Consider the following 23,299-nt stretch of genomic DNA (forward strand, 5'->3'; position numbering starts at 1 on the left):
TCAGTGGGCACGGCCGAGGAGACCCGATGACCGTGGAAGCGACGGCCGACCGGCACCAGTTCAACTGGATGCTCGGGAACTTCGTCCACCAGACCGACGGGGTCCGCGACGCCGTAGCCGTGTCGTCGGACGGGCTGCTCATCGCGGGCTCCGACGGGCTCGGCCGTGCCGAGGCCGACCAGCTCGCCGCGATCGTCTCCAGCATGGCGAGCCTGGCCCGGACGGCCTCCCGGCGCTACGAGTTCGACGGGCTCAAACTCATCATGATCGAGATGCGCCGCGGCTTCCTGGTCGTCTCGGTCATCCCGGGCGGCAGCTGCCTGGGCGTGGTGGCCGGCGGGGACAGCGACCTGGGCCTGGTCGGCTACGAGATCTCCCGGCTCGCCGAGCGCTTCGGGGACCTGCTGACCCCCGCGCTGATCGCCGAGTCCCGGCAACACCTCCCGCGATGAGCCTGCATTCGGGGTCCGAGGAGCCGATCGTCCGGCCGTTCATGCTCACCGGCGGGCGCACCCAGCCGATGCAGGACGGGCTGAGGATCGAGACCCAGCTGTACGCCGCCCCGGCCGCCCTCTCCGCCCCCCTGCGCTTCGAGGCGCGCCGCATCGTCGAACTCTGCCAGGCGCCCCGCTCGATCGCCGATCTGGCGTCCGCGCTCCGCGTGCCGCTCGGCGTCGTACGGGTCATCGTCGCCGACCTGATCACCGAGGGTTTCGTGCTCGTGGACCAGGTGCCGGGAGAGCTCTCCACCACGCTGATCGAGAGGATCCGGGATCGTGTTCGGGCGATCTGACACCATCGTCGCGCCGCTGCCGCCGGTCGCCGTCAAAATCGTCATCAGCGGCGGCTTCGGGGTCGGCAAGACCACCTTCGTGGGCGCGGTCTCCGAGATCGAGCCGCTGGTCACCGAGGCCGAGATGACGGAGAGGTCGATCGGCGTGGACGACACGTCAGCGGTGTCCGAGAAGACCACCACCACCGTGGCCCTGGACTTCGGCCGGATCACGCTCGACGAGGCGCTGCTGCTCTACCTGTTCGGCACGCCCGGGCAGGACCGGTTCGCGTTCCTCTGGGACGACCTGGTCGACGGCGCGCTCGGCGCGATCGTGCTGGTCGACACGCGGCGGATCGAGGACTGCTTCCCGGCGATCGACTACTTCGAGGACCACGACATCCCGTTCATCATCGGCGTGAACACGTTCGACGGCGCGCGCCGCTTCGACCACACCGAGATCCGTGAGGCCCTCGGCCTGGACTCCGGCCTGCCCCTGATCGACTGCGACGCCCGCCGCCGCGAGTCCGTGAAGACCGTCCTGGTGACCCTGACCGAACGCGTCCTGGCCCGCCGCCTCGAGCGCGCCGGCATGTCCTAGATCCTTCTGAACCACGACTTCGGCATCCCTGTACTCCCTGGTAGTCGCGCACCCCAGGGAGGGCACCGATGCTGAAGGTCGATGCGGATGCTCTGCACGCGATCGGCGCCGAGGTCACCGCCGTCGCCGGCAGGCTGCGCAAACTGCCGGACACCGGCCTGTCGCCGACGGCCTCGCCCGGCTCGGCGGCGGCCGCCGCCCGGACCGCCGAGAGAGCCTGGCACACCCGCCTGCAGCATCTGGCCTGCGAGGTCGCGGCCTTCGGAACGACGCTGACCGACGCGGCCGCGCGCTATGCGAGAGCCGACGACGCGAACGCGGACGACCTGCGCTCGGGCGAGCGACCCTCCCGGACGCCGCGACCCGGAACGACAACTCCCGCCCAGCCCGGAACGACGACGCCGGGGCAGCCGGGAACGACAACCCCCGCCCAGCCCGGCACGACGACGCCGGGGCAGCCCGGGACGACGACGCCGGCGGCCTCTCCCGGCGCGGCCGACGCGGCGTCGAGGCTCGCCCAGGCCGAGCCCTATGTCGCGGCGCTCACCGGCATGGCCTTCGGTCAGGCGCTGATCCCCGAGCCGCCGTCATGAGCGAACTCACGCTGAACGACCTGCTGGCCACCGACGCCGCGCCGTGGCACGCCGCCGCGGACCGGTGGCGCCTCCTGGCGAAGGGCCTCGACCAGGCCGCCGACCAGCTCATCCGCGCCACCCGCGACCTGCCGCACGCCTGGCCGCACGGCTCCGGCTCGGACGCCGCCGCCGCGCGGGCCACCAAGCTCCGCGCCGAGGTAGGCAACACCCACGACCCGGCGAAACGCATCTTCGAGGCGATGGACCAGCACGCGTACGGCATGAACGCGCTCCGCCGCCAGGCCGAGGAGATCGTCGCCGCCGCCCGCAAGGCCGGTTGCACCGTCGACACGGCCACGACGACCGTCACCGGCCCCGAGTCCGCCCACCCCGATTCTCTCCGGGCCGACCTGCGAGCCGTCGTGCACAAGGCCCGCGCCCTGGACGATTCCACGGCCCACGTCATCACGGCCAACACTCCGTCACCAGGGGCCGGCTCCGGACACCACCGACCCCACCCGATTTCCCGTACGGACCTCGAAGCGCAAGCCCGGCGCACCCCCGCCCAGGTGCACCGCTGGTGGACCGCTCTCGCCCCGGACCAGCGGAAACAGGCCGTCCGGAACCACCCCGGCCTGGTCGGCGCGCTCGACGGCATCCCGGCCACCGACCGTGACCACGGGAACCGCGTGGTCCTGCGGCACGCCGTCACCGCGCTGGAGCACCACCTCGCCGAGCTCACCGCCCGGGAGAAGCTCATCCGCTCGATGATCAGCCTGCACCGGTCGAGCGAGCTCTACCCGGAGTCGGCGAATCCGGGAAGGGCGGCCGTGGCGGAGCTCGACCGGATCGCCGACGAACGGGACACCGTCGAGGGCACGCTCACCGGCGCCCGCGCGATCCGCTGCCGGCTCACCGATCCGGATGCTCCGCCGGCGTTGCTGCTGGGCTTCTCCACCGAGGGCGACGGCCGCGCGATCGTCGCCGTCGGCAACCCGGACCTGGCGGGTGACGTGGTCACCTACGTCCCCGGCGCCGGGGACGGCCTGCCGGGCATCGCCGGCGAGCTGCGGCGGGTGGACGCGATGGCCACCGGCGAGCCTGCCACCGCGACGGTGCTGTGGCTCGACTCCTCCACCGATCCGGCCGACGAGCTGCGGAGCTTCCAGCAGGGGTTGCGCGCGACCCACGACGGGCCGCCGCCGCACCACACGGTGATCGGTCACGGGTGATCGCCGAGCGGCTCGGCTGTGCCCGGTTGGGTACGCTCGCACGCGATGCAACCCCGGTCCGTTCTCGAGGTGCTCGCCGAGCTGGCTCCGGCCGCCGCCGAGCGCACCTTGGACGTGACGCGCGGTTCGCAGCCGCTGGTCTGGCTGGAGACCGCGGAGAAGGCGCCCCGCCAGGTGGCGGTCGAGCGCCTCGCCGCGCTCGACGCGCTGCACCGCGAGGAGCGCATCCTGCACCGCGGCTGGGGTTTCCTGGCCGGGCGCATCGAGATCGAGGGCAAGCCCCGCAAGATCCGGATGCCGCTGCTCACCCAGCCGGTGCGCCTGGAGCGCTCGCTGCTCGCCTACAGGGTCGTCCCGGCCGGCGACGTCGAGGTGACCTCGCTGGTCACCGATCGGGACCTGGCCGCCGCCTTCGAGTCCGCGCCGGGCCTGGCCATGCCCGGCTGGCTGGAGGCGACCGGCAGCCGTTCCTGGCTGGAGTCGGTGGCCGCGGCCACCGGCTTCCCGGTCGGCGCGACGATCGGGCCCGAGCAGCGCATCCCGGCGGACGGCCTGGTCCTGGTCGCCGCCGCGGCCCTGTTCGTGGTCCGCGACGTCTTCGGCGCCGGCCTAGCCGACAGTCTGCGCAGCTGGGCCGGCCGTGACCTGGCCGGCACCGCCCTGGCCGCCGTCTACCTGCCGCCCGCCCCGGCCGCCGGCCCGCCGCCGCAGGGTGACGGTGACGACCCGGTCCTGTCGCCGCTGCCGCTGACCACGGCGCAGACCCAGGTGGTGGTCCGGGCCCGATCGGAAGCAGTCACCGTGGTCTCCGGCCCGCCGGGCAGCGGGAAGAGCCACACCGTCGTCGCGGCCGCCCTGGAGGTGGTCGACCGGGGCGGTTCGGTCCTGGTCGCGACCCAGTCCCCGCACGCGGCCGAGGTTCTCGCCGGCCTGCTCGCGCGATATCCGGGACCGCCCCCGGTCCTCTTCGGCGACGCGAGCGGCCGGGCCGGCCTCGAAGCCGAGCTGACCTCCGGCACTGATCAGGGCGTCGAGCCGAGCGTGATCCGTGCCGGTCAGCAGCAGGTCCGGGCCGCCGCCGAGCTGGTCCGGACGCGCAGCGCCGCCGTGCGCCGCGCCCTGGAGCAGGAACAGCTGGCCGCCACGCTGGCCGCCTGGCAGCCTCTCCTGCCGCAACTCTCCACGGAGGTTCCCGGCGCGTTCGACGACGCCGTCGACCTCGACGAGATCCGCACCCTGCTGGCCGCCACGGGCGACGGCTGGTGGGGGCGGCGCCGGGCCCGCGCCGCGCGGCACCGGGCGTTCCGGCTGCTCGGAGTGCGGCCGGCTGGGCCTGCGCCCGACGGGCGAGGGACGGCTGACGACGTACCGGAAAAGGCTCTGATCGACGCTCTTGCCGCGGCCGGGGCGCAGCGAGCCGCGGCCCGGCTCGCGGCCACCGGCGGCACCGACCTGTCCTCGGCGTGGCACGCGCTGCACGCCGCCGAGCAGGATCTGCGGGACGCGGCGGGCAAGGCCATGCGCGACGGCGCCCGCAGCGCGGAACGCTGGACCCGGGACAGCCGCCGGGCCGCGGGCGCCCTCGCCGCCGCCCTGCGCGCCGGCCGCAACCGCCGCCGTGAGCTGCTGGCCCGGATGCAGGCCGCCCCGCTGGTCCGGGCGCTGCCGCTGTGGATCGGCACGGTCGCCGACGTCGAGGACCTGCTCCCGCCCGAGCCCGGCCTGTTCGACCTGGTCGTCATCGACGAGGCCTCGCACGTCGACCAGATCCGCGCCGCCCCGGTCCTGGCCCGCGCCCGCCGCGCGCTGATCGTCGGCGACCCGCGGCAGCTGCGGTTCGTCTCGTTCGTCAGCGACGTCGACGTCACGCAGGTCCTGGCGAGGCACGGTGCCGACGAGCGGCTGGACGTCCGCCGGGTCAGCACGTACGACCTGGCGACCGCGGCCGCCCCGGTCACCTGGCTGGCCGAGCATCACCGCAGCGTCCCGCACCTGATCGACTTCCCGGCCCGGCGCTTCTACGGCGACCGCGTCTCGGTGATGACCCGCACGCCGCGCGCCGACGGGACGGACGCGATCGAGGTGGTGCACGTCCCGGGTGCCGCCCTGGTCAAGGGCGTCAACGAGGCCGAGGTCGAGGCGGCGCTGGCGACGGTCGAGCGGCTCGCGGGGGAGGGCCGGCGGGGGATCGGCGTGATCAGCCCGTTCCGCGCCCAGGCCGAGGCGCTGGAGGCGGCGCTGCTGGCGGCGTACCCGGCCGAGCGGATCGAGGAGCTGCGCCTGCGGGCCGGCACGGTGCACGCCTTCCAGGGCAGCGAGGCCGACGTCGTGGTCGTCTCGACGGGACTGCTGGACGGCGACTCGCCGAGCCGCCGCCGGTTCGTCACCGACCCACGGCTCTTCAACGTCATGGTCACCCGGGCCCGCCGCCGGCTGATCGTGATCACGTCGCTGACCAGCCCGTCCGGCCTTCTCGGCGACTACCTGCGGCACGCCGGGGCTCCCCGCGCGGCCGAGCCGGGCGTCGAGCCGGCCGGCTGGGCCGCGGAGCTCGCCACCGAGCTGAAGCGGCTCGAGGTCCCGGTGCGGCCGGGTTACCGGGTCGGGCCGTGGACAGTGGATCTCTGCGTCGGCGACGTCGGCGTGTTCTGCGCCGTGCACCCCGGCGGTCCCGCCGCCCACCTGGAACGGCAGGGCGCCCTGCACCGCGCCGGCTGGCGCCTGGCCGACGCGTTCCCCAGCCGCTGGCACGGCGACGTCCGCCGGGCGGCCCTGGAGCTGGCGACGCTGGCCGGCGCCGAGATCTGAGCACGGACGACCGGGTTACACCCGAGCCCCCGAGGCGTATCGTCGCCGATAAATATCTTCTACACGGGGGATCGTCCGATGAGACGTCTCACTGCCGCGTGCTCCGTGATCCTGACCGTCACCCTGCTGCTGACCGGGTGCGGCGCCGACGAGACCCCGGACGGCGGCTCGCCACCGCAGGACAAGGTCACCTACCTGACCGCCTTCGGCGCGGTCGGCCGGGACGCGTTCGCCTGGGTCGCGCAGGAGAAGGGCTGGTTCCGGGACGCCGGGATCGACGTCACGATCCAGCTCGGCGCGGCGACCGGGGAGAACCTGAAGGTCCTCGCCGCCGGACGTGCCCAGTTCGCGAACCTCGACCTGACCGGCGCCTGGATCCTGGCCGGCAAGGGCGAATACCCGGACGTCCGCGCGATCGCCGCGATCCACCAGCAGACCCTGGTCTCGATCGTGTCCCTGGAGGGCGGCGGGGTGACCACCCCCAAGGATCTGGAGGGTCGTCAGGTCGGCGCCGCCACCGGTTCGGTGAATCAACTTCTCTTCCCCGCGTACGCGAAACTGGCCGGCATCGATCCCACGAAGGTGACGTGGGTGAACGCACCGCCGGCCCAGCTGCCCGCGCTGCTGGCCGGCGGGCGGGTGGACGCGCTGAGCACGTTCCTGATCGGCGCGAAGGGCCTGTCGAAGGCGGCCGGTGGAAAGCCGACAGTGGTCCTGCCCTACTCGCAGTACCTGCCTGAGCTGTTCGGCAACGGCCTGATCGCACCGCTCGCGATCACCCGGGACAACCCGGATCTGGCCCGGCGGTTCCGCGACGCCGCCCTCAAGGGTCTCCAGTACACGCTGGAACATCCCGAGGAGGCCGCGCAGATCATGAAGAAGGCGCAGCCCGCGGTGGACGTCGCGGCCGCAGTCGGCGAGATCACGCTGATGGCGCCGTACGTGAAGCCCTCCGGCGTGATCGACCGCGGCCGGGTCACCGCCGCGATCGCCACCCTGGAGAAGAGCGCGCTGATCCCGCCGGGCCTGACGCCGGACTCGGTGGTCGACTTCGCGCTGGCGCCGGCGAGCTGACCGGATGACCCGCGCGCGGTACTCCTTCGACAACGACGACGCGATCGCCGCGGACCGGCATCGGATGCTCGCCGAGATCCTGGACCCGTTCACGATCGAACGGCTCTCCGCGCTCGGCGACCTCACCGGCAAACGGTGCCTGGAGGCGGGCGCCGGCGGCGGCAGCATCGCGGCCCACCTGGTCGACAGGGGCGGATCGGTGCTGGCCACCGATCTGAACCCGCGACACCTGCGGACGGACCGGGGCTATACGGTTCTGCGGCACGACCTGAGCACCGAGCCGGTCCCGGATCCACCCTGGGACCTGATCCACGCCCGGCTCGTCCTGTCCCACCTGCCGGCCCGCGCCGCGATCCTCGACCGGCTGGCGGCGGCACTCGCGCCGGGCGGGACGCTGGTGATCGAGGAATGGGCGTCGGCCTACCGCGGAATCGTGCTGGCCGCGCCGGACCCGGCGACCGCCGCGCTGGTCGAGCGCTACCACGACATCCTGGTGGGGCAACTCCTGCCGGGCAATGGGGGAGACCCCGGGTGGGCTGGCGCGGTGCACGGGGCGATGCTGGCCGCCGGGCTCGCCGGGGTGACCACCGAGATCCGCGCCTCGTCCTGGGCCGGCGGCACCGCGGGAGCACGGCTCCTCGCGGTGAACATCGAGCAGCTGCGGCCCGGTTTCCTGGCGGCCGGGCTCACCGTGGAGGAACTCGGCGAGCTGACTCGCCTGGCCGGCGACCCGCGCCTGGTGATCCGCGGCCACCTGACGTTCGCCACGGCCGGGACAGCGCGGTGAATCGGTGGATGCCGCCGGTTCTCGGCGTCGCCGGCACGGTCGCGGTCTGGTGGGGCGGGACCCGGGTGTTCGGCATCCGCCCGCTGTTCCTGCCGGCCCCGCCGGACATCGTGGCCGCCTTCCGGGCCCAGCCGGGCTACCTGCTGCGCGAGGCCGGCGCCACGCTCACCGTGACCGTGGCCGGCTTCGCCCTCGCGGTCGTCGCCGGTCTGCTGGTCGCCGTCACGCTGACCGCCTGGCGGACGATGGAGCGGGCGGCCCTGCCGGTCCTGGTCGGGTTGAACTCGGTGCCGAAGGTGGCGGTCTCCCCGCTGCTCGTGGTCTGGCTCGGGTTCGGCAGCCGGCCGAAGATCGTGCTGGTGCTGCTGATCTGCGTGTTCCCCATCGTGGTCGCGACGATGGCGGGTCTCACCTCGACCCCGGCCGAGCTGGGCGAGCTGGGGCGCTCGCTGTCCGCGACGGGTTGGCAAACCTACGTCAAGCTGCGCCTGCCGTGGGCGCTGCCGCAGGTGTTCACCGGCTTGAAGGTGGCCGTCTCGCTCGCGGTGATCGGCGCGGTCGTGGCGGAGATCAGTCAGCCGGGCGACGGGCTCGGCGCGGTGATCGTCCTGTCCGGGATGTCCTTCGACACGCCCCTCGCCTTCGCCGCGATCGCGCTGCTGGCACTGCTCAGCACCACACTGTTCTACCTGGTCGTGGCGTTGGAGCGGCTGCTGGTCCCGTGGTCGCGGGCGATCAGCGGATGATCCGGCTGGCGGGGGTGTCGCGGACGTTCACCAGCCGCGACGGCGACGTGGAAGCGCTGCGCGACGTCGCCCTGGAGATCGCGGAGAGCCAATTCGTCGCTGTCGTCGGACGCTCCGGCTGCGGCAAGTCGACCCTGTTGCGCCTGATCGCCGGGCTGCTCGCACCGACCGGCGGGGCCGTCACGATCGACGGCGCCCCGGTCAGCCGCCCACGCCCGGACGTGGTGCTGATGCATCAGCTGCCCGCGCTGCTGCCGTGGCGCACCGCGCTCGGCAACGTGATGCTGCCGGTCGAGATCCGGCGCCTGCCCCGCGCCGAGTACCGGGCGCGGGCCGCCGATCTGCTCGACGCGGTCGGCCTCACCGGGTTCCACCAGCGACATCCGTACGAGCTGTCCGGCGGCATGCAGCAACGGGTCGCGCTCTGCCGGGCCCTGATCCAGCGGCCCCGCGTCCTGCTGATGGACGAGCCGTTCTCCGCACTGGACGCACTCACCCGCGAGGAGCTGGCGACCCAGTTGCAGGCGATGCACATGTCCGCGCCGGCGACGACGGTCTTCGTCACGCACTCCATCCCGGAGGCTGTTCTGCTCGCCGACCGGGTGGTCGTGCTCAGCTCGCGGCCCGGCCAGGTCCGCCGGGTGGTCGACGTGCACCTCCCGCGGCCCCGCTCGTTCGGCCACAACGCGTACACCGCGCAGGCCGCCGAGTGCGCCGCCGAGCTCCACGAGCTGCTGTGAGACATCGAACCTCGACTGTTAGGCTGCCGAGCCGTGACCATCCCGGATGCCTCGGCGGCCAACGCCGCGATCAGCCCGAACCTGTCCGCCGGAGGCGCCGTGACCAGCCCGGACGTGCCCGAGGCGACCGCGCCCGGCCCGGCGAACAGAACGCGGCGTCCCTGGTTCCTGCTGACGATCATCGTCGTCGCCTCGATGCTGATCGGGGCCGGCGCGGCGACCGGAGCCTTCCTCTTCGCCGGCCTCCCGGGGCAGCCGGTGCATCACTATTCCGTCAACATCTACCTGAAGTCCGATGCGACGGCGGACCAGAAGGCGGCGGTCGAGGCGGCGCTGCCGGCCTTCGAGCCCGTCGGCGAGGTGCAGTTCGAGAACCGGGACCAGGCGTGGGCCAGATTCCAGGAGTTGTTCAAGGACCGCCCTGAATACCTCGAGGGCGCGCGGAAGGAGAGCCTGCCCGAGTCCTTCAAGCTGGAGACGAAGGGCCGGCTGTTCGACTGCGCGGGCTACACCAAGGTGCGACACCTGCCCGGCGTCGACAAGATCCAGGTCATCCAGAACCGGGTGAACGACTATGTCGCGGCCATCACCTGCGACGCCGAGTACGCGAACCCGTAACGGCGCGCCTCACCCGTTCAGCTTCTTGTAGACCGGGGCGAGCTGCTTGTGCAGGCAGGTGTAGGTGTCGTAGATGTCGTCGTAGGCCGCCTGATCCGGCCCCGGCGTGAAGACGTTGTCGTTGCGCGCGAGGTCCGGGATATCGGAGAACGCGATCATCCCGGCGCCGACCGCCCCGATCCACCCCGCCCCGCGGGCGTTCACCGCGGTCGGGTTGGCGTCCTTGCGGATCTCGATTCCCAGGACGTCCGCGAAGATCTGGCACCACGAGTTCGACCGGGCCGCTCCGCCGGTGATCACCAGGGAGGTCATCGGCGCGCCCAGGAACCGGTCCACGGATCTCGCCATCCAGCGCGTGTTCAGGGCGACCCCTTCGAACACCGCGCGCAGCAGATCCGACCGGCTCGTCTCCAGCGAGATGTTGAGGAAGCCGGCCCGCAGGTTCGGGTCGTCGACCGGCGCGCGTTCGCCGTAGAGCCACGGCATGTAGAGCACGCCGTCCGCCCCCGCCGGAACCGACGGGATGATCTTGTCGAAGGCGTCGAAGATGGTGCCCTCGTCCCGGCTGACGTGCCCGGCCGAGACCAGCGGATCGTCGAACTCCACGATCTTGTCCCGCAGCCAGGTCAGGTTGGCCCCGGCCGTGGCCTGCAGCGCCGTCATCAGATACCGGTCCGGCAGCGCGCACGGGATCGACGCGATGCCGCTGCCCACGTCGGTCTTCTTGGCCGGCACGTGCGCCGCGATCCAGGACGAGGTGCCCAGGTAGAGATGGGCCTCGTTGTCCCGCACGGTGCCCGCGCCGATCGCCGCGGCCGTGTTGTCGATCGCCCCGGCCACGACCCGCACCGAGGTGGGCAGGCCGAGGTGATCGGCGGCGCTGGGGGCGAGCGTGCCGATCACCTCGGTGCACCTGACGATCGGCGGGAACTTGTCCGCGTCGATCCCGCTGGCCGCGACCAGCGACGGCGCGTACCGGATGCCGGTCGCCCTCCGGTTGTCGGTGACCCAGGAGGTGAGGATCGAGTCCACGGTCGCCACGGTGCGCCCGGTGAGCTTCAGATTGATCCAGTCCAGGACGTTCAGGAACGTCTTCGTCTCCGCGTACACCGCGGGCATCTCGTCGCGGACGAAGAGCATGTGCGCCGCCGGATCCTTGCCGGTCACCGACGGCATCCCGCCGGTGAGCCGGAGCCAGCGGGCGATCTTCAGGACCGAGATCCCGCCGTACGACGGAAACCCGCCGAACTGTTTCCGCAGATGCGCTGCCCCGCGCATGTCCAGCCAGCTGATGCACCGGGTCAGTGGCTCGCCCCGCGCGTCGACCGCGATCGTCCCCTCGCCCTGCGTCGACGAGCAGATGGTGGTCACCGCCCGTACGTGCTCGGGGAAGTCCCGTCCGAGTTCGGCGACCGCCTCGGCGAGCGCGTCCCACCAGGCGACCGGGTCCTGTTCGGCCCCGCCGCCGGGCAGCAGGTGCAGCGCCACCGGGCGTTCGGCCCACCCGGTGACCGTCCCGTCCGCCGCGACCAGGGCGGCCTTCATCCCGGAGGTGCCCAGGTCGACGGCGAGGATCTGCGGGGCAACGGTCACCTAGACTCCTTCGACCAGCGCGAAGACCTGGTCGAACCGCGCGAGCGCGTCGTCGATGACCTCGTCGGTGTCCGCCATCGACGTGTACATCCGGGAGCCGGCGAGCGTGATGATGCCGTGCGCCGCGTACGCCGCGCCCATCTGCTCCATCAGCGTCTTACGCTTCTTGTTCTCCTTGAGCAGCTTGATCGGGTCGCGCATGCTGAGCAGCATCACGCCGCTGCACTCCAGGTGCACGATCGAGCCCTGGTTGTACGCCACGTACGGCAACCCGTACTTGTCGATGAGTTTCTGCAGGCCCCGGGTGAGCCGGTCACCGGCGCGCCCGGCGATCACCGGCGCGTTGGTCCGGGCCATCTCCTGGATCGCGAAGTACCCGGCCGCGCAGGAGAGCGGGTTCGCCGACAGCGTGCCGCCGACCTGGATGTGCGCGCCGCTCTTGCCGTCGAGCCCGGAGCCGAAGACGCTCATCGCCTTCGCGCTGCCGCCGACGCCGCCGGCCATCGGGTACCCGCCCGAGACCGCCTTACCGAAAACGGTCAGGTCCGGCGTCACCCCGAAGTAGCCGGCCGCCCCGCCGAGGCCGGTCCGGAACCCGGTCACCACCTCGTCGAAGATCAGCATCGCGCCGAACTCGTCGCAGAGCTTGCGGACGGCCGCGTTGTAGTCCTTCGGCACCGGCCGGGTGCCGGACTCCGGCCCGAACGGCTCGACGATGACCGCGGCGGTGCCGCCACGCGCCCGGTTCTCGATCAGCTTGCGCTTGAGCGTGCCCAGGTCGTGCGGGAACGCTTCCCGGGTCCGCCCGGTCGCGCCCCACGGGATGCCCTTGGCGTTCATCCGGAACGTGCCGGGCACCCGCAGGCCGTAGACGACCGTGTCGGACCAGCCGTGGTACGCCCCGCCGACCTTGATCACCATCTTCTTGCCGGTGTGCGCCCGCGCCGCGCGGACCGCCGCCATCACGGCCTCGGTGCCCGAGCCGAGCGACCGGTACATCTCGATGTGCGGCATGTACTGGTTGATGATCTCGGCGAGCTTCAGCTCGTACTCGTGGAAGAGCCCGGTGACCGGGCCGCTCTCCTTGATCACCTCGGCGACCCGCTCGTTGACCGGGCCGTAGTTGCTGCCCAGGATCGTCGGGCCGCCGGCCTGCAGGAAGTCGATGTAGACGTTGCCGTCGCGGTCGATCAGGTGCGCGCCCTCGGCCTTGTCGACGGCGAGCGGGAACGGGTAGTTGAAGGCGAGGTTGTGCTGGACGCCGCCGGGGATGCGCTTCTTGGCCCGGTCGGTGATCTCCTTGCTGGCCGTGCACTTGGTCTCGAAGTAGTTCAGCACGTCCAGCAGCGCGTCGTGCCGCAGTCCGCGGATGGGCTGGGCGACGAGCGCCTTGAGCCGGCGCATGGTGTCGGGAACGTCGAGGTACTCGCTGATCATGTAGCCCAGGTCGTTGCCGGGCGAACTGCCGGACGACGTCGCGACGTCGGCGAAAGTGATCGACGGCAGCTCTTCGTCCTCCGGCACCCGCACCGGCTCGACCGCGTCGACGATCTGCGAGGCGATCCGCTTCTGGTCCTTCTTGAGCTTGCTGAACGCGATCTCGCGGATCGTGGACGGGATCGTGTAGACCTTCCCGGCCTCCGTGGTCAGCGCCATCAGATAGGCGATCGACACCTTCTCCAGCAGCGCCATGTTGAACACCGCCCGCGACGGGTCGGTCCCGACCGCGATCACCCCGTGGTTGGCGATGATGAACGCGTTGTCCCCGCTGACCACCTTCTTCTGCGCGTTCTTGGCCAGGAACGTCGTCCCGGACGGCGCGTAGTCGATGATCGCGACCTCTTTGCCGAGGAAGCGCACCTGCTCGTCGGTCAGCGCTGGGATCGGCTTGCGCAGGAAGGCCAGGGCCGAGGCGTACGGCTGGTGGGTGTGCACGATCGCGTTGACGTCCGGCCGCTCGCGGTAGATGTTCGCGTGCATCCCGCACTCGATCGACGGCACGAGTCCACCGGCGCCGCCCTCGTCCGGCACGTGTTTGCCCTTGAAGTCGACGATGCAGACGTCCTCGACGCGCATCTTGTCGTAGTCGTAGTTGCTCGGCGTGACGGCGTAGAGCTCGTGGCCCGGGATCCGGACCGACACGTTGCCCTCGGTCGCCTTCAGGTAGCCACGGTCGAGCATCGTCCGGCACATGTCGACGACGTGCTGGCGGGACATCCGGTGTTTCACGAGCGGTTCCGATCCTCAGGCGTCAGGGTGTGACCGGCACCATCGTCACTCTGCACCAGTTATGAAGCCAGGTTCTCCGGCCAGCAATCTGCGCCCCGCTTGTTATCACGGGGTGACAAAATCCGGCGATGACCACCCCGTGGCGACGTGTGCCGGCCGACCTCGCCGCGGCCATGCGCCCCCGCCTGCCGGCCACCGTCCAGGCGATCGCCGAGGCGGTTGCCGAGGCCAACCCGGCAGCGGCGGAAACGTCGACGGCGAAGTTCGACCGCGATGTCCGTACGGCGGTGCAGGTCGCCCTGGAACGCTTCCTCGACCTGGCCGGCACCGACGAGCCGGCCCTGCCCCCACGCATCCGCGAGGTGTTCGTGGCGCTCGGCGCCGGCGAGGCCCGGGAGAACCATGGCCCGGAACTGCTCCTGGGAGCCCTGCGCACCGCCGCCCGCCTGCTGCTGCGCGCCGCGTCGCAGTCCCTCGCCGAGTCCCGCCCGGTCACCGTTGACGAGATCATCGACCTCTCCGACGCGACCAGCGCCTTCGTCGACGAGCTCGCCTCGGCCTGCACCGACGGTCTGGCCCGCCAGCTGCGGGAACAGGCCGGCGAAGGGGATCGGCGCCGCCGCCGGGCCGCCGACCTGCTGCTGCGTGGCGGCGCCCCGGCCGACGTGGCGCGCGAGGCGGTCGCCGCGATCGGCTGGCCGGCCCTCGACCGCGTGGTCCCGGTGCTGCTCCCGGCGGACCAGGCCCGCGACGCCCGCTTCCGGTTCGCCGCCGACGGCGTGGTCGCCGAACGCGCCCGCGACGCGGTCCTGCTCCTGCGCTCCGGCCCGCGCACCGAACGTCCCGCGCTCGCCGAGGCCCTGGCCGGCCGGGAGGCGGTGGTCGGCCCGTCTTTGCCGTGGCCCGAGGCCCCGGAGGCGGTCCGGCTCGCCGAACGCGCCGCCGAGCTGATCGCGTCCCGGACCGCCGCCTCCGGCGCCGACCCCCGCCGGAGCCCCGCGCCGATCTTCGTCGAGGACCACTTCGCCGCCCTCGCCCTGCGCGGGGAGCCGGGCGCGCTGGCCGCCCTCTCCTCCCAGCGGCTCTCCGCCCTCGACGGCCTGCGCCCGGCCCAGCGCGAACAGCTCCTGGTCACGCTGGAGTCCTGGCTGCGCCACTGGGGTTCCCGGGCGGCGGTCGCGGCCGAGCTCTACGTCCACCCGCAGACGGTCAGCTACCGCCTCAACCGCCTCCGCGACCTGCTCGGCCCCGACCTCGACGACCCCACCGCCCGCTTCGAGCTCCTCCTGGTCCTCAGCCAGCGCACTCCCGGCTGATCACGGCTGGTTCTCAGAGGTGCTTCCGGTCTCCGAAACACCCCTGGCCGCGCAAGCTCGGCTGGTCGTCAGGTGTGTCTTCGGACCTCGAAGCACCTCTGAGGGCCAGCCGAGGGGCGTGCCGCGCGGGGCGGCCGTGCGTGGGCCCGGCGTGGCGGCTAGTAGCGCTTGGTCTTGGTGACCGAATAGATCCAGCCGGCGATGTTGTCAGTGCGGGCGGCGTTCTCGACGCTGGTGTGCGGGCAACTGGGACCGTTGCTGACCACGCCCGCGAGGACCGGGCCGACGCCGCGGCGCTCGGTGAAGTAGGGCGCGCCCGAGTCGTACGGGCAAGGGGTGGTGTCCGGCTGCGGGGCGTAACCGTTGAGGCCGAGCACCGCGTCGCCCACCGACACGATCTTCAGTTGCCCGGTCTGCAGCCTGGTTGCGGGGGTCGGGTTGGTGCTGGTCAGCGAGCCGTAACCGGTGACCCGCAGCACCGTGCCGACCTTCGGCGCGCGATTGCCGAGGCGGATCGGGCGCACGTCGCGGACCGGCTTCTCCAGCTTGGCCAGGGAGACGTCCGCCGTCGGGGATTGCTTGACCTCGACGATCTTCAGCACGTGACCGCGGGTGCCGGTCAGGTCGGTACGGCCGACGGTCGCCGTGGTCAGGTCGGCGACCGGGTACTCGACCCGCACCCCGCTGGCGTCGCGGAAGCAGTGCCCCGCGGTGATCACCCACTGTGGGGCGATCAGCGCGCCGGAGCAGGCGCTGTTACGCCTGCCGCCGTCGGCGGTCGGGATGCCGGTCATGGTGAGTTTGACGGAGAATCGGTACTTGCCGTCCGGCACGGGTTCGCCGTTGGCGATGGCGTTCGCCGGGGTGGCGCCGATGGCCAGCACGCTCAGGAAAGCGGCGGCAGCGACGGCCCAGCGGGTTCGGCTACGCACAGTCGATTGTCCTTTCTGGACTCTCTATGTCGACCGTTGGCACAATAACCGCTGGGCCATCGAGAAAACCCTGAACGTCAATCTCCGGACGCTCGACCGGATTCCGTATTTAGGCGTTGGTGCAGGTCACCACCGGAGTTCCGGCGTTGCCCGAGGCGATCAAACCGAATTCCGCGGAGCCGCCGGGCTCCAGAGATCCGTTCCACGAGACGTTGCGCACGGTCGCGGTCGACCCACTGACGGTCAGCGTGCCGTTCCAGACCTGGCTGATCGACTGGCCCGAGCCGAGCGTCCAGGAGACCGCCCAGCCGCTCGTCACCCGGCTGCCGGCGGTGACCTTCACGGTCGCCTGGAAGCCGCCCGACCACGTGCTCGCCACCGTGAAGACCGCGGTGCAGCCGGCGCCCACGGGATCCGGCGTGCCGGACGATGACGGCGACGCGGAGGAGGACGGCGACGCGGACGCGGAGGGGGACGACGGCGAGGCGGCCGGCGAACTGGGCACCGGCGGGTTCGGGGCACTGCTGGCCAGGCTGTACGCGAGGTCCGGCTGGAACGACCCGGCGGCGTACTTGCAGCCGTCGGCCTCGCCGGGCGGCTTCACCCAGAGGAACGCGTCCACGTCGCCGTCGCCGGTGGCGGTCGTCGGGTAGGACCCGATCCGCCGGTCGGTGTTGTCGTCGCCGCACCAGTCGCCGGATGCCCCGCCGTTCCGGCTGGTGTCCACGACCTGGTGTTTCCCGCTGATGCCGCGCCCGTTGAGCGCGCCGATGATCGCCTTGCCGTAGTTCACCTCGCCGGACGTGCCGTTGAAGTTCGACACGTTGGTGTAGAAGCCGTCAGCGTTCGCGATGCCGGCCGCGGCGAGCCGCCCGGCCTGCTCGGCGGCGCTGTTCCAGGTGGAGTGCCCGGCGTCCAGGTAGACCTTGGCGTTCGGGTTCCCCGCCTTGAGCGTCCGGGTCGCGTTCGCCAGGGCCTGGCCGCGGGCGGTGATCTCGCCGGAGCTCAGGCACGTCTGCAGGGCGATCGAGTCCGGTTCCAGGATCACGATCGCGGTCCGGTTGCCGAGGTTCGCGGCGACCGCGTTGACCCAGGTCTGGTACTGGTTCAGGTCCGGCGCACCGCCGGCGCTGGCACCGCCGCAGTCCCGGTTCGGGATGGCGTAGAGGGTGAGGGCCGGGATCTGGTTCACGGCGTTCGCCGCACCGACGTACGAGGCGACCTCGGATCCGATCGTGGAGAGGTTGAAGTTGGCGAACCAGCGTGACGCCGGCTGGCTGGCGACCCTGTCGCGGATGACGGCGGTGCGGTAGTCGTTCGGGTTGGCGGCGACCCATCGGGCCGCGGCGGTGCCGCTGTCGCGGTAGAGCGTGCCGCTGATCGTGCCGGCCTCGGCGGTGCCGGTCGTGATCAGGACGGCGCCGGCCGCGACGGTGGCGCCGGCCGCCGCCGCGACGAGCCATCGGGAGCGAGGGGACATGGCTTTCCCTCCGATACGGAAGAAGGGCCTACTGGGAGCGCTCCCACCGTAACGACGGCGTCACCACTTAGCAATCAGTACGAATCGATGTCTTTCCGGCCGCGATCTTCAGGCAGTGCGGGGAATTGCGTGACCTGCGGTTTTAGGGCACCCTAAGCTAGGTAAGGCTAACCAGGTAAAGGTCGTCATCCGATGTTCGTCTGCATCTGTCACCAGGTCCGCGAGACCCAGGTCCGCACCGCCATCCGCTGCGGCGCGCGGAACGAGGAGGCGGTGGGCGACGCCTGTGGCGCCGGGACCGGTTGCGGCAGTTGCCTGGACCGGATCGCCGACCTGATCGAGGAGGAGGCGAACTCCGACACGCGACTACCGTCCGCTGCCTAACGCTTACGCCAAGTAAGCTCAGCCCCCAAACAGTCCTGTTATGGGGGTATTCGGCATGCAAGGTGACGCCCGTGTCATCGAGTTCCTGAACGAGCAGCTCACCGCGGAGCTGACCGCGATCAACCAGTACTTCCTGCACGCCAAGATGCAGGACAACTGGGGATACACCGTGCTCGCGAAGCACACCAGGGCCGAGTCGATCGACGAGATGCGGCACGCCGAGATCCTCACCGACCGGATCCTGTTCCTCGACGGGCTCCCGAACTACCAGAAGCTGTTCGCGCTCCGGATCGGCGAGACGATCAAGGAACAGTTCGAGTGCGACATGAAGGTCGAGGTCGAGGCGGTCGACCGGCTGCGCCGCGGCCTGGAGTACATGCGCTCGATCGGTGACGTCACGTCCGCCCGGATCTTCGAGGACATCCTGGCCGACGAGGAGCACCACGTCGACTACCTGGAGACCCAGCTCGGCCTGATCGAGAAGCTCGGCGAGCCGCTCTACCTGCAGAACGTCACGGAGCACCCGGAAGCGAGCTGAGCGCCGACGTGAGGTTCCACTGGGCGGCCCGGCCCACATCGGCGCCGCTCAGTGGAATCCAGCTCGGTGGAATCCGGCTCAGTGGAAACCGGTCAGACCCAGCAGCACGTAACCGGCGGCGGTCAGCGGCAGCGCGAGCACCAGGACCACACCGCGCCGGCGCCAGGTCGGCGTGATCAGCGCGGTCACCGTCAGACCCAGCAAGATCAGGATCAGCGTGTACGCGACCAGGCCGCCCGTGGCATACGACGGGTTCCCGATCCGGAACGCCTGCAGCACCGCCTCCGCGAACAGCACCGCACCGGGCAGCGCCAGCGCCGTGTCGCGCAGCAGCTCGGGCAGGCGCGCACAGCGGGCGACGAATCCGCCGGCCCCGAACACCAGCCCCGCGACGACACCCAGACCCGCCCAGAGCAGGGCGTTCGCGTCGTACATGTTCGCCAGATCGTCGTTCTGGATCAGGGCCGCGGCCAGGTAGTACGCCGGGACGGCGATTACCAGCTGGACGACCGCGGCGGCCACGCTCACCGGCAGACTCCACCGGTTCAGCAGGGTGAGCAGGAACGCCGCCACCGCCCAGACCGCGATCGAGTTGCCGAGCTCGCCGAACGGGGCCGGCACGAACTTGATCCAGGCGAAGTCCAGCACGCCGAGCAGCAGCCCCGCCAGCGGCGCCACCAGCACCGCCCGCCGCCCGGTCGCCGTCGCCGGCCGCCCGATGACCCCTGCCCGTGTGTCGATGTTCATGGTGTCGATCGTAGGAATCCCGGCCGGTCCGGCGCCTCCGGCGCAGGACGGATCCACCCGTGCGGCGCCTCTGCCGAATGGCCGACCCCGCCGCGGCCCGCGCGCTTGCGCCGGCCGGACCGCTGCCTCCGGCACGGCCGGAAACCGGCGGCGTTCCGGTCGGCGCGCCTGGTCGTTCTGATCTGTGTGACTGAATCCGGCCTGGACGTCCTCACCAAGACCACCACCCGGCTGCGGCGGCCGCCGGCGCCGGTCGCCCCGCCGCGGCGGGGCCCGGGCGACCGGGTGGCGGTCCTCGACGGGCTGCGGTTGTGCGCCGCGCTGTCGGTGGCCGTCTTCCACTTCACCGCGATCAACGCCGACCGGCTGTGGGCGGGACACCTGCCCTTCACCCGGCTGACGCAGGCATCCTCGTACGGATGGCTGGGCGTCGAACTGTTCTTCATGATCAGCGGCTTCGTCATCTCGATGAGCGCGTGGGGGCGCACGGTCGGCGGGTTCGCCCGGTCGCGGCTGGTCCGGCTCTTCCCCGCCTACTGGCCGGCGGTCCTGCTCACCGCGGCGGTCGTGACGCTCTGGCCGTCGCTGCACCGGCCGGTCACGGCGCAGCAGGTGGTGGTCAGCCTGACCATGCTGAACGAGCCGCTCGGGGTGGTGCCGGTCGACCTGTCCTACTGGACGCTGTGGGCCGAAGCCCGGTTCTACCTGCTCTTCGCGATCGTGGTCTGGCTCGGGCCGACCCGGCGGCGGGTGCTCTGGTTCGGCTACGCCTGGCTGATCGCCTCCGTCGTGGCCGTCAAGTCCGAGCTGCCGGTGCTGGTCACGGTGCTGCAGCCGCCGTACGCTCCGTACTTCGTGGCCGGCATCGGCTTCTTCCTGATCCACCGGTTCGGCTCGGACCTCCGGCACTGGGGGCTGGTCGCGCTCTCCTGGGGGCTCGGCATGTACTCCCTCGGCGCGCGGGTCGCGCAGACCAGCAGGACCGAGCACCGGCAGCTCTCGCTCAGCGTCGCGATGCTGATCGTGACGGCGCTCTTCCTGATGCTGACCGTGGTCGCGCTCCGCTGGACGGATCGGGTGCGGTGGCGGCCACTGACCACGGCGGGCCTGCTCACCTACCCCTTCTACCTCCTGCACCAGCACATCGGCGGGACGATGATCCAGCACCTGCACCGGCTGCCCCCGATCGTCGCGGTCGCCGCCGTCATCGCGATCATGCTGGTCGTCGCGTGGATGCTGCACCGCTGGATCGAACGCCCGCTGGCCCGCGCGCTCCGGGCCCGCCTCGCCGCGGACGACGCCCCTGCCCCGCCCGCTCAGCGCGGCGTCAGCATTCCAGAGCCTGAGTGGACAGCCAGCGAGCCAGCGCGGGGCGGTCGACCAGGGTGATCCGGCAGCGCAGCGCCACGTCACGGGCCTGCGCGGTGGGCCGGCCCGTGGTCACCAGCAACGCCACCTCCGCCCCGTGGATCTCCCGGGCGGTGCCGGCGAAACGCTGCACGTGCGGGCTGCCCAGATTGCCGGCGAAACGCTTGCACTGCACGACCACGCGCCGCCCGTCCGGCGTGCGGCCGACCACGTCGGCGCCCAGGTCGCCGCTGCCGCCGACCACCCGGACCTCGCGGAAGCCGCTCGCCCGCATCAACCGGGCGGTGAAATGCTCGAACTGGTCGCCGGTCATGCCGTCGGTGATCGCCACCTCCCGCTCGTGCCCGGCGAGACGTCGCCCGCCGGCGGCCCGCAGCCAGAACCCGGCGGCCGCGACGACGGCCAGCCCGACCAGGATCAGGGCGGCGGCGACCGGGTGTGCGCGGGCCTGCTGGGCCAGCACGATCAGCACCACGGCGCAGAGGACGATCAGCACACCCTCGTTGCCGGTTTTGCGTCGCCGGCGTCTGCGTCGAGCCACACCTGCACGGTAGGCGACGGGTACGACACTTCCGGTGACCCGAGCGGCGCCCGCTCCGTGACAACCGGGCCGTCGCACCAGTCAATCCGCCGCGCCCCCGCGCCCCCGCGCCTCCCGCGTGCCTCCCGCGCCCGTCGCACCTGACCCCGCACCCCGCGCCCGCCGCACCCCGCGCCCGCCGCACCCCGCGCCCGTCGCACCTCGCGCCCGCCGCGCTGCCCGCGCCGCGCTTGCCGGCTGCGATGTGCTGCGCCTGGCTCGAGAGCGACCCGGGTCACAAAGAGTGGCAAGAGGCCGATGGCCTCTTATGCTGGGACTCGTAAGGTTCCGCTGGCCTCTTATGAGAAGGGTCCGGAGATGTCACCGATCAAGCCGTGCGGGTCGCGGTTTCCGGCTGGTGCTGAGGGTCGTCAGGAGGCACGAATGACGACCCTCAGCACCAGCCGGGAGAAGCGGGCGCCCCGCCGCCGTGCCCACCGGCCACGTCGCGGACTTCGACGGGCAGGAGCGGCGCGGCGGGCGGGGGCCGTCGACGGGTCTGCTGCTCTGACCGTGCCCACCCACGGACATCGCCCTTGCGGGTTTCGCGTTCTGGGCCGCCCCGCGGCCCTGCGAAGCCCGCAAGGGTCCCCGCGGGAGCGACGATCCGGACCACAGCGGAGGCAGGCAATGAAGAAGTTGACCTTGAAGGAGAGCACCATGAGCAACGTCTGGCTGATCACCGGGAGCTCGCGTGGGCTGGGGCGGCAGATCGCCGAGTCCGTGCTGGCGGCGGGGCACCGGGTGGTCGCGACCGCGCGGCGGCCCGAGCAGCTCGGCGAGCTGGTCGCGAGGTATGGGGACCGGGTGCGGGCGGTCGCGCTCGACGTCACCGATCCGCGGGCGGCGAGCAATGCGGTGACCGTGGCGGTGGAGGCGTTCGGGCGGCTGGACGTGCTGGTCAACAACGCCGGGTATGCGGATGTCGCGGCGATCGAGGAGATGCCGCTGGACGAGTTCCGGGCGCAGATCGAGGCGAACTTCTTCGGGGTGGTGAACGTGACCCGCGCGGCGCTGCCGATCATGCGCGGTCAGCGGAGCGGGCACATCGTCCAGATCTCATCGGTCGGCGGGCGGGTCGGCGGGCCGGGGCTCGGCGCCTACCAGTCGGCGAAGTGGGCGGTCGGCGGCTTCTCCGAGGTGCTGTCGCGGGAGGTGGCGCCGTTCGGGATCCGGGTCACCGTCGCCGAGCCGGGCGGCATGCGCACGGACTGGGCCGGCACGTCGATGACCACGCATCCGATCGGTGCGGACTACCGTCCGGTGATCGAGCCAGTCGTGGCCCGCATGCGCGCCGCCGACGGCAGTCAGCCGGGTGACCCGGTCCGCGTCGCCGAGGTGCTGATCGACGTGGCCGCGCACCCGGAGCCGCCGCTGCACCTGCTGCTCGGCGCGGACGCGGTCGCCGTCGCCGGCGCGCAGGCCGAGCGCCTCGCGGCGGCCGACGCCGAGTGGCGGACGGTGAGCGAGTCGGTGACCTATGCCGGGTAACGTCTCGGGCGATGAGCTCTGACCTGGACTTCCGGCGTGCCCGCAGCCCCGAGCAGCGGGAGGCCCGCCGCCGCGTCATCCTCGGCGTGGCGGCGGACCTGTTGGGTGAGATGCCGCTGAGCGAGATCAGCCTGCGGGAGCTGGCCCGCCGCGTCGGGCTGTCGAAGACGAACGTGGTGCGGTATTTCGAGACGCGGGAAGCGGTCTTCTTCGCCCTGCTCCTCCAGTCGATGTCGGACTGGCTGGACGATCTGCCCGCGGAACTGGACGCGGAGCGGGTCCCGGAGTCGCTGGCGGAGTCGCTCGGGCGGCGGCCGCTGATCTGCGAATTGTGGAGCGCGCTCGGCAGCGAGCTGGAACGCAACATCTCCGCGGCGGCGGCCCTGGAGTTCAAGCTGGCCCACGGCGCGCTGCAAGGGCGCCTCGCGGCGCTGCTCACCGAGCGCCTGACCGGGTTCGGTGAGGCGGCCGCGCGCGAGTTCGTGGCGATGACGATTCTGCTGGTGGCAGGCTTGTGGCCGTTCGCGAACCCGGCGCCGTCGGTGGCCGAGGCGCTGCTCGACGCCCGGCTCGCGCCATCCCGGGTGGACTTCCCGGTGCGGCTGGGCCGGGCCCTGCGCATCGTTCTCGACGGCCTGCCGGCGACCGGGGCCGAGTCGCTCTCACCCTGATGCCGCAGGCTGCGCCG

At 71.9% G+C, this 23,299-nt stretch carries 23 protein-coding genes; 17 read left to right on the top strand and 6 right to left on the bottom strand.

Annotated elements, in window-relative coordinates:
* The first annotated feature begins 26 nt into the window (after nt 1-26).
* The 11 genes from Acy02nite_RS08050 to Acy02nite_RS08100 all read left to right on the top strand — a co-directional run bounded on the left by Acy02nite_RS08050 (nt 27) and on the right by Acy02nite_RS08100 (nt 9,953).
* Nucleotides 27-452 (top strand): roadblock/LC7 domain-containing protein, encoded by a 426-nt coding sequence (locus Acy02nite_RS08050; protein ID WP_203739189.1) that lies wholly within the window; start codon nt 27-29, stop codon nt 450-452.
* On the top strand, nt 449-793 hold the full coding sequence (locus Acy02nite_RS08055) for a DUF742 domain-containing protein (RefSeq protein ID WP_203739190.1): 345 nt from the start codon (nt 449-451) through the stop codon (nt 791-793). Before Acy02nite_RS08050 ends, Acy02nite_RS08055 begins: the two co-directional genes overlap by 4 nt.
* Nucleotides 774-1,373 (top strand): GTP-binding protein, encoded by a 600-nt coding sequence (locus tag Acy02nite_RS08060; protein WP_425548199.1) that lies wholly within the window; start codon nt 774-776, stop codon nt 1,371-1,373. Before Acy02nite_RS08055 ends, Acy02nite_RS08060 begins: the two co-directional genes overlap by 20 nt.
* A gap of 68 nt (nt 1,374-1,441) precedes the next feature.
* A complete protein-coding gene (locus tag Acy02nite_RS08065; protein ID WP_203739192.1) occupies nt 1,442-1,966 on the top strand; it encodes a hypothetical protein in 525 nt (174 codons plus the stop codon).
* Entirely contained in the window at nt 1,963-3,180 is a 1,218-nt protein-coding gene (locus tag Acy02nite_RS08070) for an alpha/beta hydrolase family protein (RefSeq protein ID WP_203739193.1), read from the top strand. Before Acy02nite_RS08065 ends, Acy02nite_RS08070 begins: the two co-directional genes overlap by 4 nt.
* A gap of 45 nt (nt 3,181-3,225) precedes the next feature.
* Nucleotides 3,226-5,988 carry a DEAD/DEAH box helicase gene (locus tag Acy02nite_RS08075; protein ID WP_203739194.1) on the top strand — a complete coding sequence of 921 codons (2,763 nt, stop codon included), beginning with the start codon at nt 3,226-3,228 and terminating at the stop codon, nt 5,986-5,988.
* Nucleotides 5,989-6,066: 78 nt separating this feature from the next.
* The gene (locus tag Acy02nite_RS08080) at nt 6,067-7,062 is read left to right on the top strand and encodes an ABC transporter substrate-binding protein (RefSeq protein ID WP_203739195.1); all 996 of its coding nucleotides are present in this window, start codon (nt 6,067-6,069) and stop codon (nt 7,060-7,062) included.
* 4 nt (nt 7,063-7,066) lie between these two features.
* Nucleotides 7,067-7,849: a class I SAM-dependent methyltransferase gene (locus Acy02nite_RS08085; RefSeq protein WP_203739196.1), complete on the top strand. Its 783-nt coding sequence runs from the start codon at nt 7,067-7,069 to the stop codon at nt 7,847-7,849.
* Between the two features lie 8 nt (nt 7,850-7,857).
* Nucleotides 7,858-8,595, top strand: a complete 738-nt coding sequence (locus Acy02nite_RS08090; RefSeq protein WP_203739197.1) for an ABC transporter permease — start codon at nt 7,858-7,860, stop codon at nt 8,593-8,595.
* On the top strand, nt 8,592-9,335 hold the full coding sequence (locus Acy02nite_RS08095; protein WP_203739198.1) for an ABC transporter ATP-binding protein: 744 nt from the start codon (nt 8,592-8,594) through the stop codon (nt 9,333-9,335). Before Acy02nite_RS08090 ends, Acy02nite_RS08095 begins: the two co-directional genes overlap by 4 nt.
* 33 nt (nt 9,336-9,368) lie before the next feature.
* Nucleotides 9,369-9,953, top strand: a complete 585-nt coding sequence (locus Acy02nite_RS08100; RefSeq protein ID WP_203739199.1) for a permease-like cell division protein FtsX — start codon at nt 9,369-9,371, stop codon at nt 9,951-9,953.
* 9 nt (nt 9,954-9,962) lie between these two features.
* Here the strand turns inward: Acy02nite_RS08100 and Acy02nite_RS08105 are convergent, their stop codons facing one another.
* A complete protein-coding gene (locus Acy02nite_RS08105; protein WP_203739200.1) occupies nt 9,963-11,546 on the bottom strand; it encodes a xylulokinase in 1,584 nt (527 codons plus the stop codon).
* Nucleotides 11,547-13,775: an aminotransferase class III-fold pyridoxal phosphate-dependent enzyme gene (locus Acy02nite_RS08110; protein WP_203739201.1), complete on the bottom strand. Its 2,229-nt coding sequence runs from the start codon at nt 13,773-13,775 to the stop codon at nt 11,547-11,549.
* A gap of 128 nt (nt 13,776-13,903) precedes the next feature.
* Here Acy02nite_RS08110 and Acy02nite_RS08115 point away from each other — a divergent pair, with 128 nt between their 5' ends.
* The gene (locus Acy02nite_RS08115) at nt 13,904-15,091 is read left to right on the top strand and encodes a PucR family transcriptional regulator (RefSeq protein WP_203739202.1); all 1,188 of its coding nucleotides are present in this window, start codon (nt 13,904-13,906) and stop codon (nt 15,089-15,091) included.
* A gap of 158 nt (nt 15,092-15,249) precedes the next feature.
* Here the strand turns inward: Acy02nite_RS08115 and Acy02nite_RS08120 are convergent, their stop codons facing one another.
* The gene (locus tag Acy02nite_RS08120) at nt 15,250-16,023 is read right to left on the bottom strand and encodes a S1 family peptidase (RefSeq protein WP_203739203.1); all 774 of its coding nucleotides are present in this window, start codon (nt 16,021-16,023) and stop codon (nt 15,250-15,252) included.
* A gap of 109 nt (nt 16,024-16,132) precedes the next feature.
* Nucleotides 16,133-17,503, bottom strand: coding sequence for a glycoside hydrolase family 6 protein (locus tag Acy02nite_RS08125; protein WP_203739204.1), 1,371 nt, complete (start codon nt 17,501-17,503; stop codon nt 16,133-16,135).
* Between the two features lie 192 nt (nt 17,504-17,695).
* Between Acy02nite_RS08125 and Acy02nite_RS08130 the strand changes: the two genes are divergently transcribed.
* Nucleotides 17,696-17,887, top strand: a complete 192-nt coding sequence (locus Acy02nite_RS08130) for a (2Fe-2S)-binding protein (RefSeq protein ID WP_203739205.1) — start codon at nt 17,696-17,698, stop codon at nt 17,885-17,887.
* A gap of 55 nt (nt 17,888-17,942) precedes the next feature.
* Nucleotides 17,943-18,425 carry a bacterioferritin gene (gene bfr / locus Acy02nite_RS08135; protein ID WP_203739206.1) on the top strand — a complete coding sequence of 161 codons (483 nt, stop codon included), beginning with the start codon at nt 17,943-17,945 and terminating at the stop codon, nt 18,423-18,425.
* 78 nt (nt 18,426-18,503) lie between these two features.
* On the opposite strand, the gene Acy02nite_RS08140 is transcribed toward bfr, so the two are convergent.
* Nucleotides 18,504-19,172, bottom strand: coding sequence for a DUF6518 family protein (locus tag Acy02nite_RS08140; RefSeq protein ID WP_203739207.1), 669 nt, complete (start codon nt 19,170-19,172; stop codon nt 18,504-18,506).
* Between the two features lie 186 nt (nt 19,173-19,358).
* Between Acy02nite_RS08140 and Acy02nite_RS08145 the strand changes: the two genes are divergently transcribed.
* The gene (locus Acy02nite_RS08145) at nt 19,359-20,561 is read left to right on the top strand and encodes an acyltransferase family protein (protein WP_239174440.1); all 1,203 of its coding nucleotides are present in this window, start codon (nt 19,359-19,361) and stop codon (nt 20,559-20,561) included.
* On the opposite strand, the gene Acy02nite_RS08150 is transcribed toward Acy02nite_RS08145, so the two are convergent.
* On the bottom strand, nt 20,500-21,081 hold the full coding sequence (locus tag Acy02nite_RS08150) for a restriction endonuclease (protein WP_203739208.1): 582 nt from the start codon (nt 21,079-21,081) through the stop codon (nt 20,500-20,502). The genes Acy02nite_RS08145 and Acy02nite_RS08150 overlap by 62 nt on opposite strands.
* Before the next feature lie 699 nt (nt 21,082-21,780).
* Between Acy02nite_RS08150 and Acy02nite_RS08155 the strand changes: the two genes are divergently transcribed.
* Complete coding sequence (locus tag Acy02nite_RS08155; RefSeq protein ID WP_203739209.1) at nt 21,781-22,611, top strand: oxidoreductase; 831 nt, start codon at nt 21,781-21,783, stop codon at nt 22,609-22,611.
* Nucleotides 22,612-22,622: 11 nt separating this feature from the next.
* Nucleotides 22,623-23,282, top strand: coding sequence for a TetR family transcriptional regulator (locus Acy02nite_RS08160; protein ID WP_239174442.1), 660 nt, complete (start codon nt 22,623-22,625; stop codon nt 23,280-23,282).
* The last annotated feature ends 17 nt before the right edge of the window (nt 23,283-23,299 follow it).

The organism is Actinoplanes cyaneus (assembly GCF_016862095.1).
GTDB lineage: Bacteria > Actinomycetota > Actinomycetes > Mycobacteriales > Micromonosporaceae > Actinoplanes > Actinoplanes cyaneus.

Bases quoted from the DNA above. Each gene is read 5' to 3' on its own strand.
- Acy02nite_RS08115 (WP_203739202.1), top strand. From the start codon at position 13,904: ATGACCACCCCGTGGCGACGTGTGCCGGCCGACCTCGCCGCGGCCATG.
- bfr (WP_203739206.1), top strand. From the start codon at position 17,943: ATGCAAGGTGACGCCCGTGTCATCGAGTTCCTGAACGAGCAGCTCACC.
- Acy02nite_RS08155 (WP_203739209.1), top strand. From the start codon at position 21,781: ATGAGCAACGTCTGGCTGATCACCGGGAGCTCGCGTGGGCTGGGGCGG.
- Acy02nite_RS08075 (WP_203739194.1), top strand. From the start codon at position 3,226: ATGCAACCCCGGTCCGTTCTCGAGGTGCTCGCCGAGCTGGCTCCGGCC.
- Acy02nite_RS08050 (WP_203739189.1), top strand. From the start codon at position 27: ATGACCGTGGAAGCGACGGCCGACCGGCACCAGTTCAACTGGATGCTC.
- Acy02nite_RS08095 (WP_203739198.1), top strand. From the start codon at position 8,592: ATGATCCGGCTGGCGGGGGTGTCGCGGACGTTCACCAGCCGCGACGGC.
- Acy02nite_RS08080 (WP_203739195.1), top strand. From the start codon at position 6,067: ATGAGACGTCTCACTGCCGCGTGCTCCGTGATCCTGACCGTCACCCTG.
- Acy02nite_RS08085 (WP_203739196.1), top strand. From the start codon at position 7,067: ATGACCCGCGCGCGGTACTCCTTCGACAACGACGACGCGATCGCCGCG.
- Acy02nite_RS08055 (WP_203739190.1), top strand. From the start codon at position 449: ATGAGCCTGCATTCGGGGTCCGAGGAGCCGATCGTCCGGCCGTTCATG.
- Acy02nite_RS08065 (WP_203739192.1), top strand. From the start codon at position 1,442: ATGCTGAAGGTCGATGCGGATGCTCTGCACGCGATCGGCGCCGAGGTC.
- Acy02nite_RS08130 (WP_203739205.1), top strand. From the start codon at position 17,696: ATGTTCGTCTGCATCTGTCACCAGGTCCGCGAGACCCAGGTCCGCACC.
- Acy02nite_RS08070 (WP_203739193.1), top strand. From the start codon at position 1,963: ATGAGCGAACTCACGCTGAACGACCTGCTGGCCACCGACGCCGCGCCG.
- Acy02nite_RS08125 (WP_203739204.1), bottom strand. From the start codon at position 17,503: ATGTCCCCTCGCTCCCGATGGCTCGTCGCGGCGGCGGCCGGCGCCACC.
- Acy02nite_RS08160 (WP_239174442.1), top strand. From the start codon at position 22,623: ATGAGCTCTGACCTGGACTTCCGGCGTGCCCGCAGCCCCGAGCAGCGG.
- Acy02nite_RS08090 (WP_203739197.1), top strand. From the start codon at position 7,858: ATGCCGCCGGTTCTCGGCGTCGCCGGCACGGTCGCGGTCTGGTGGGGC.
- Acy02nite_RS08140 (WP_203739207.1), bottom strand. From the start codon at position 19,172: ATGAACATCGACACACGGGCAGGGGTCATCGGGCGGCCGGCGACGGCG.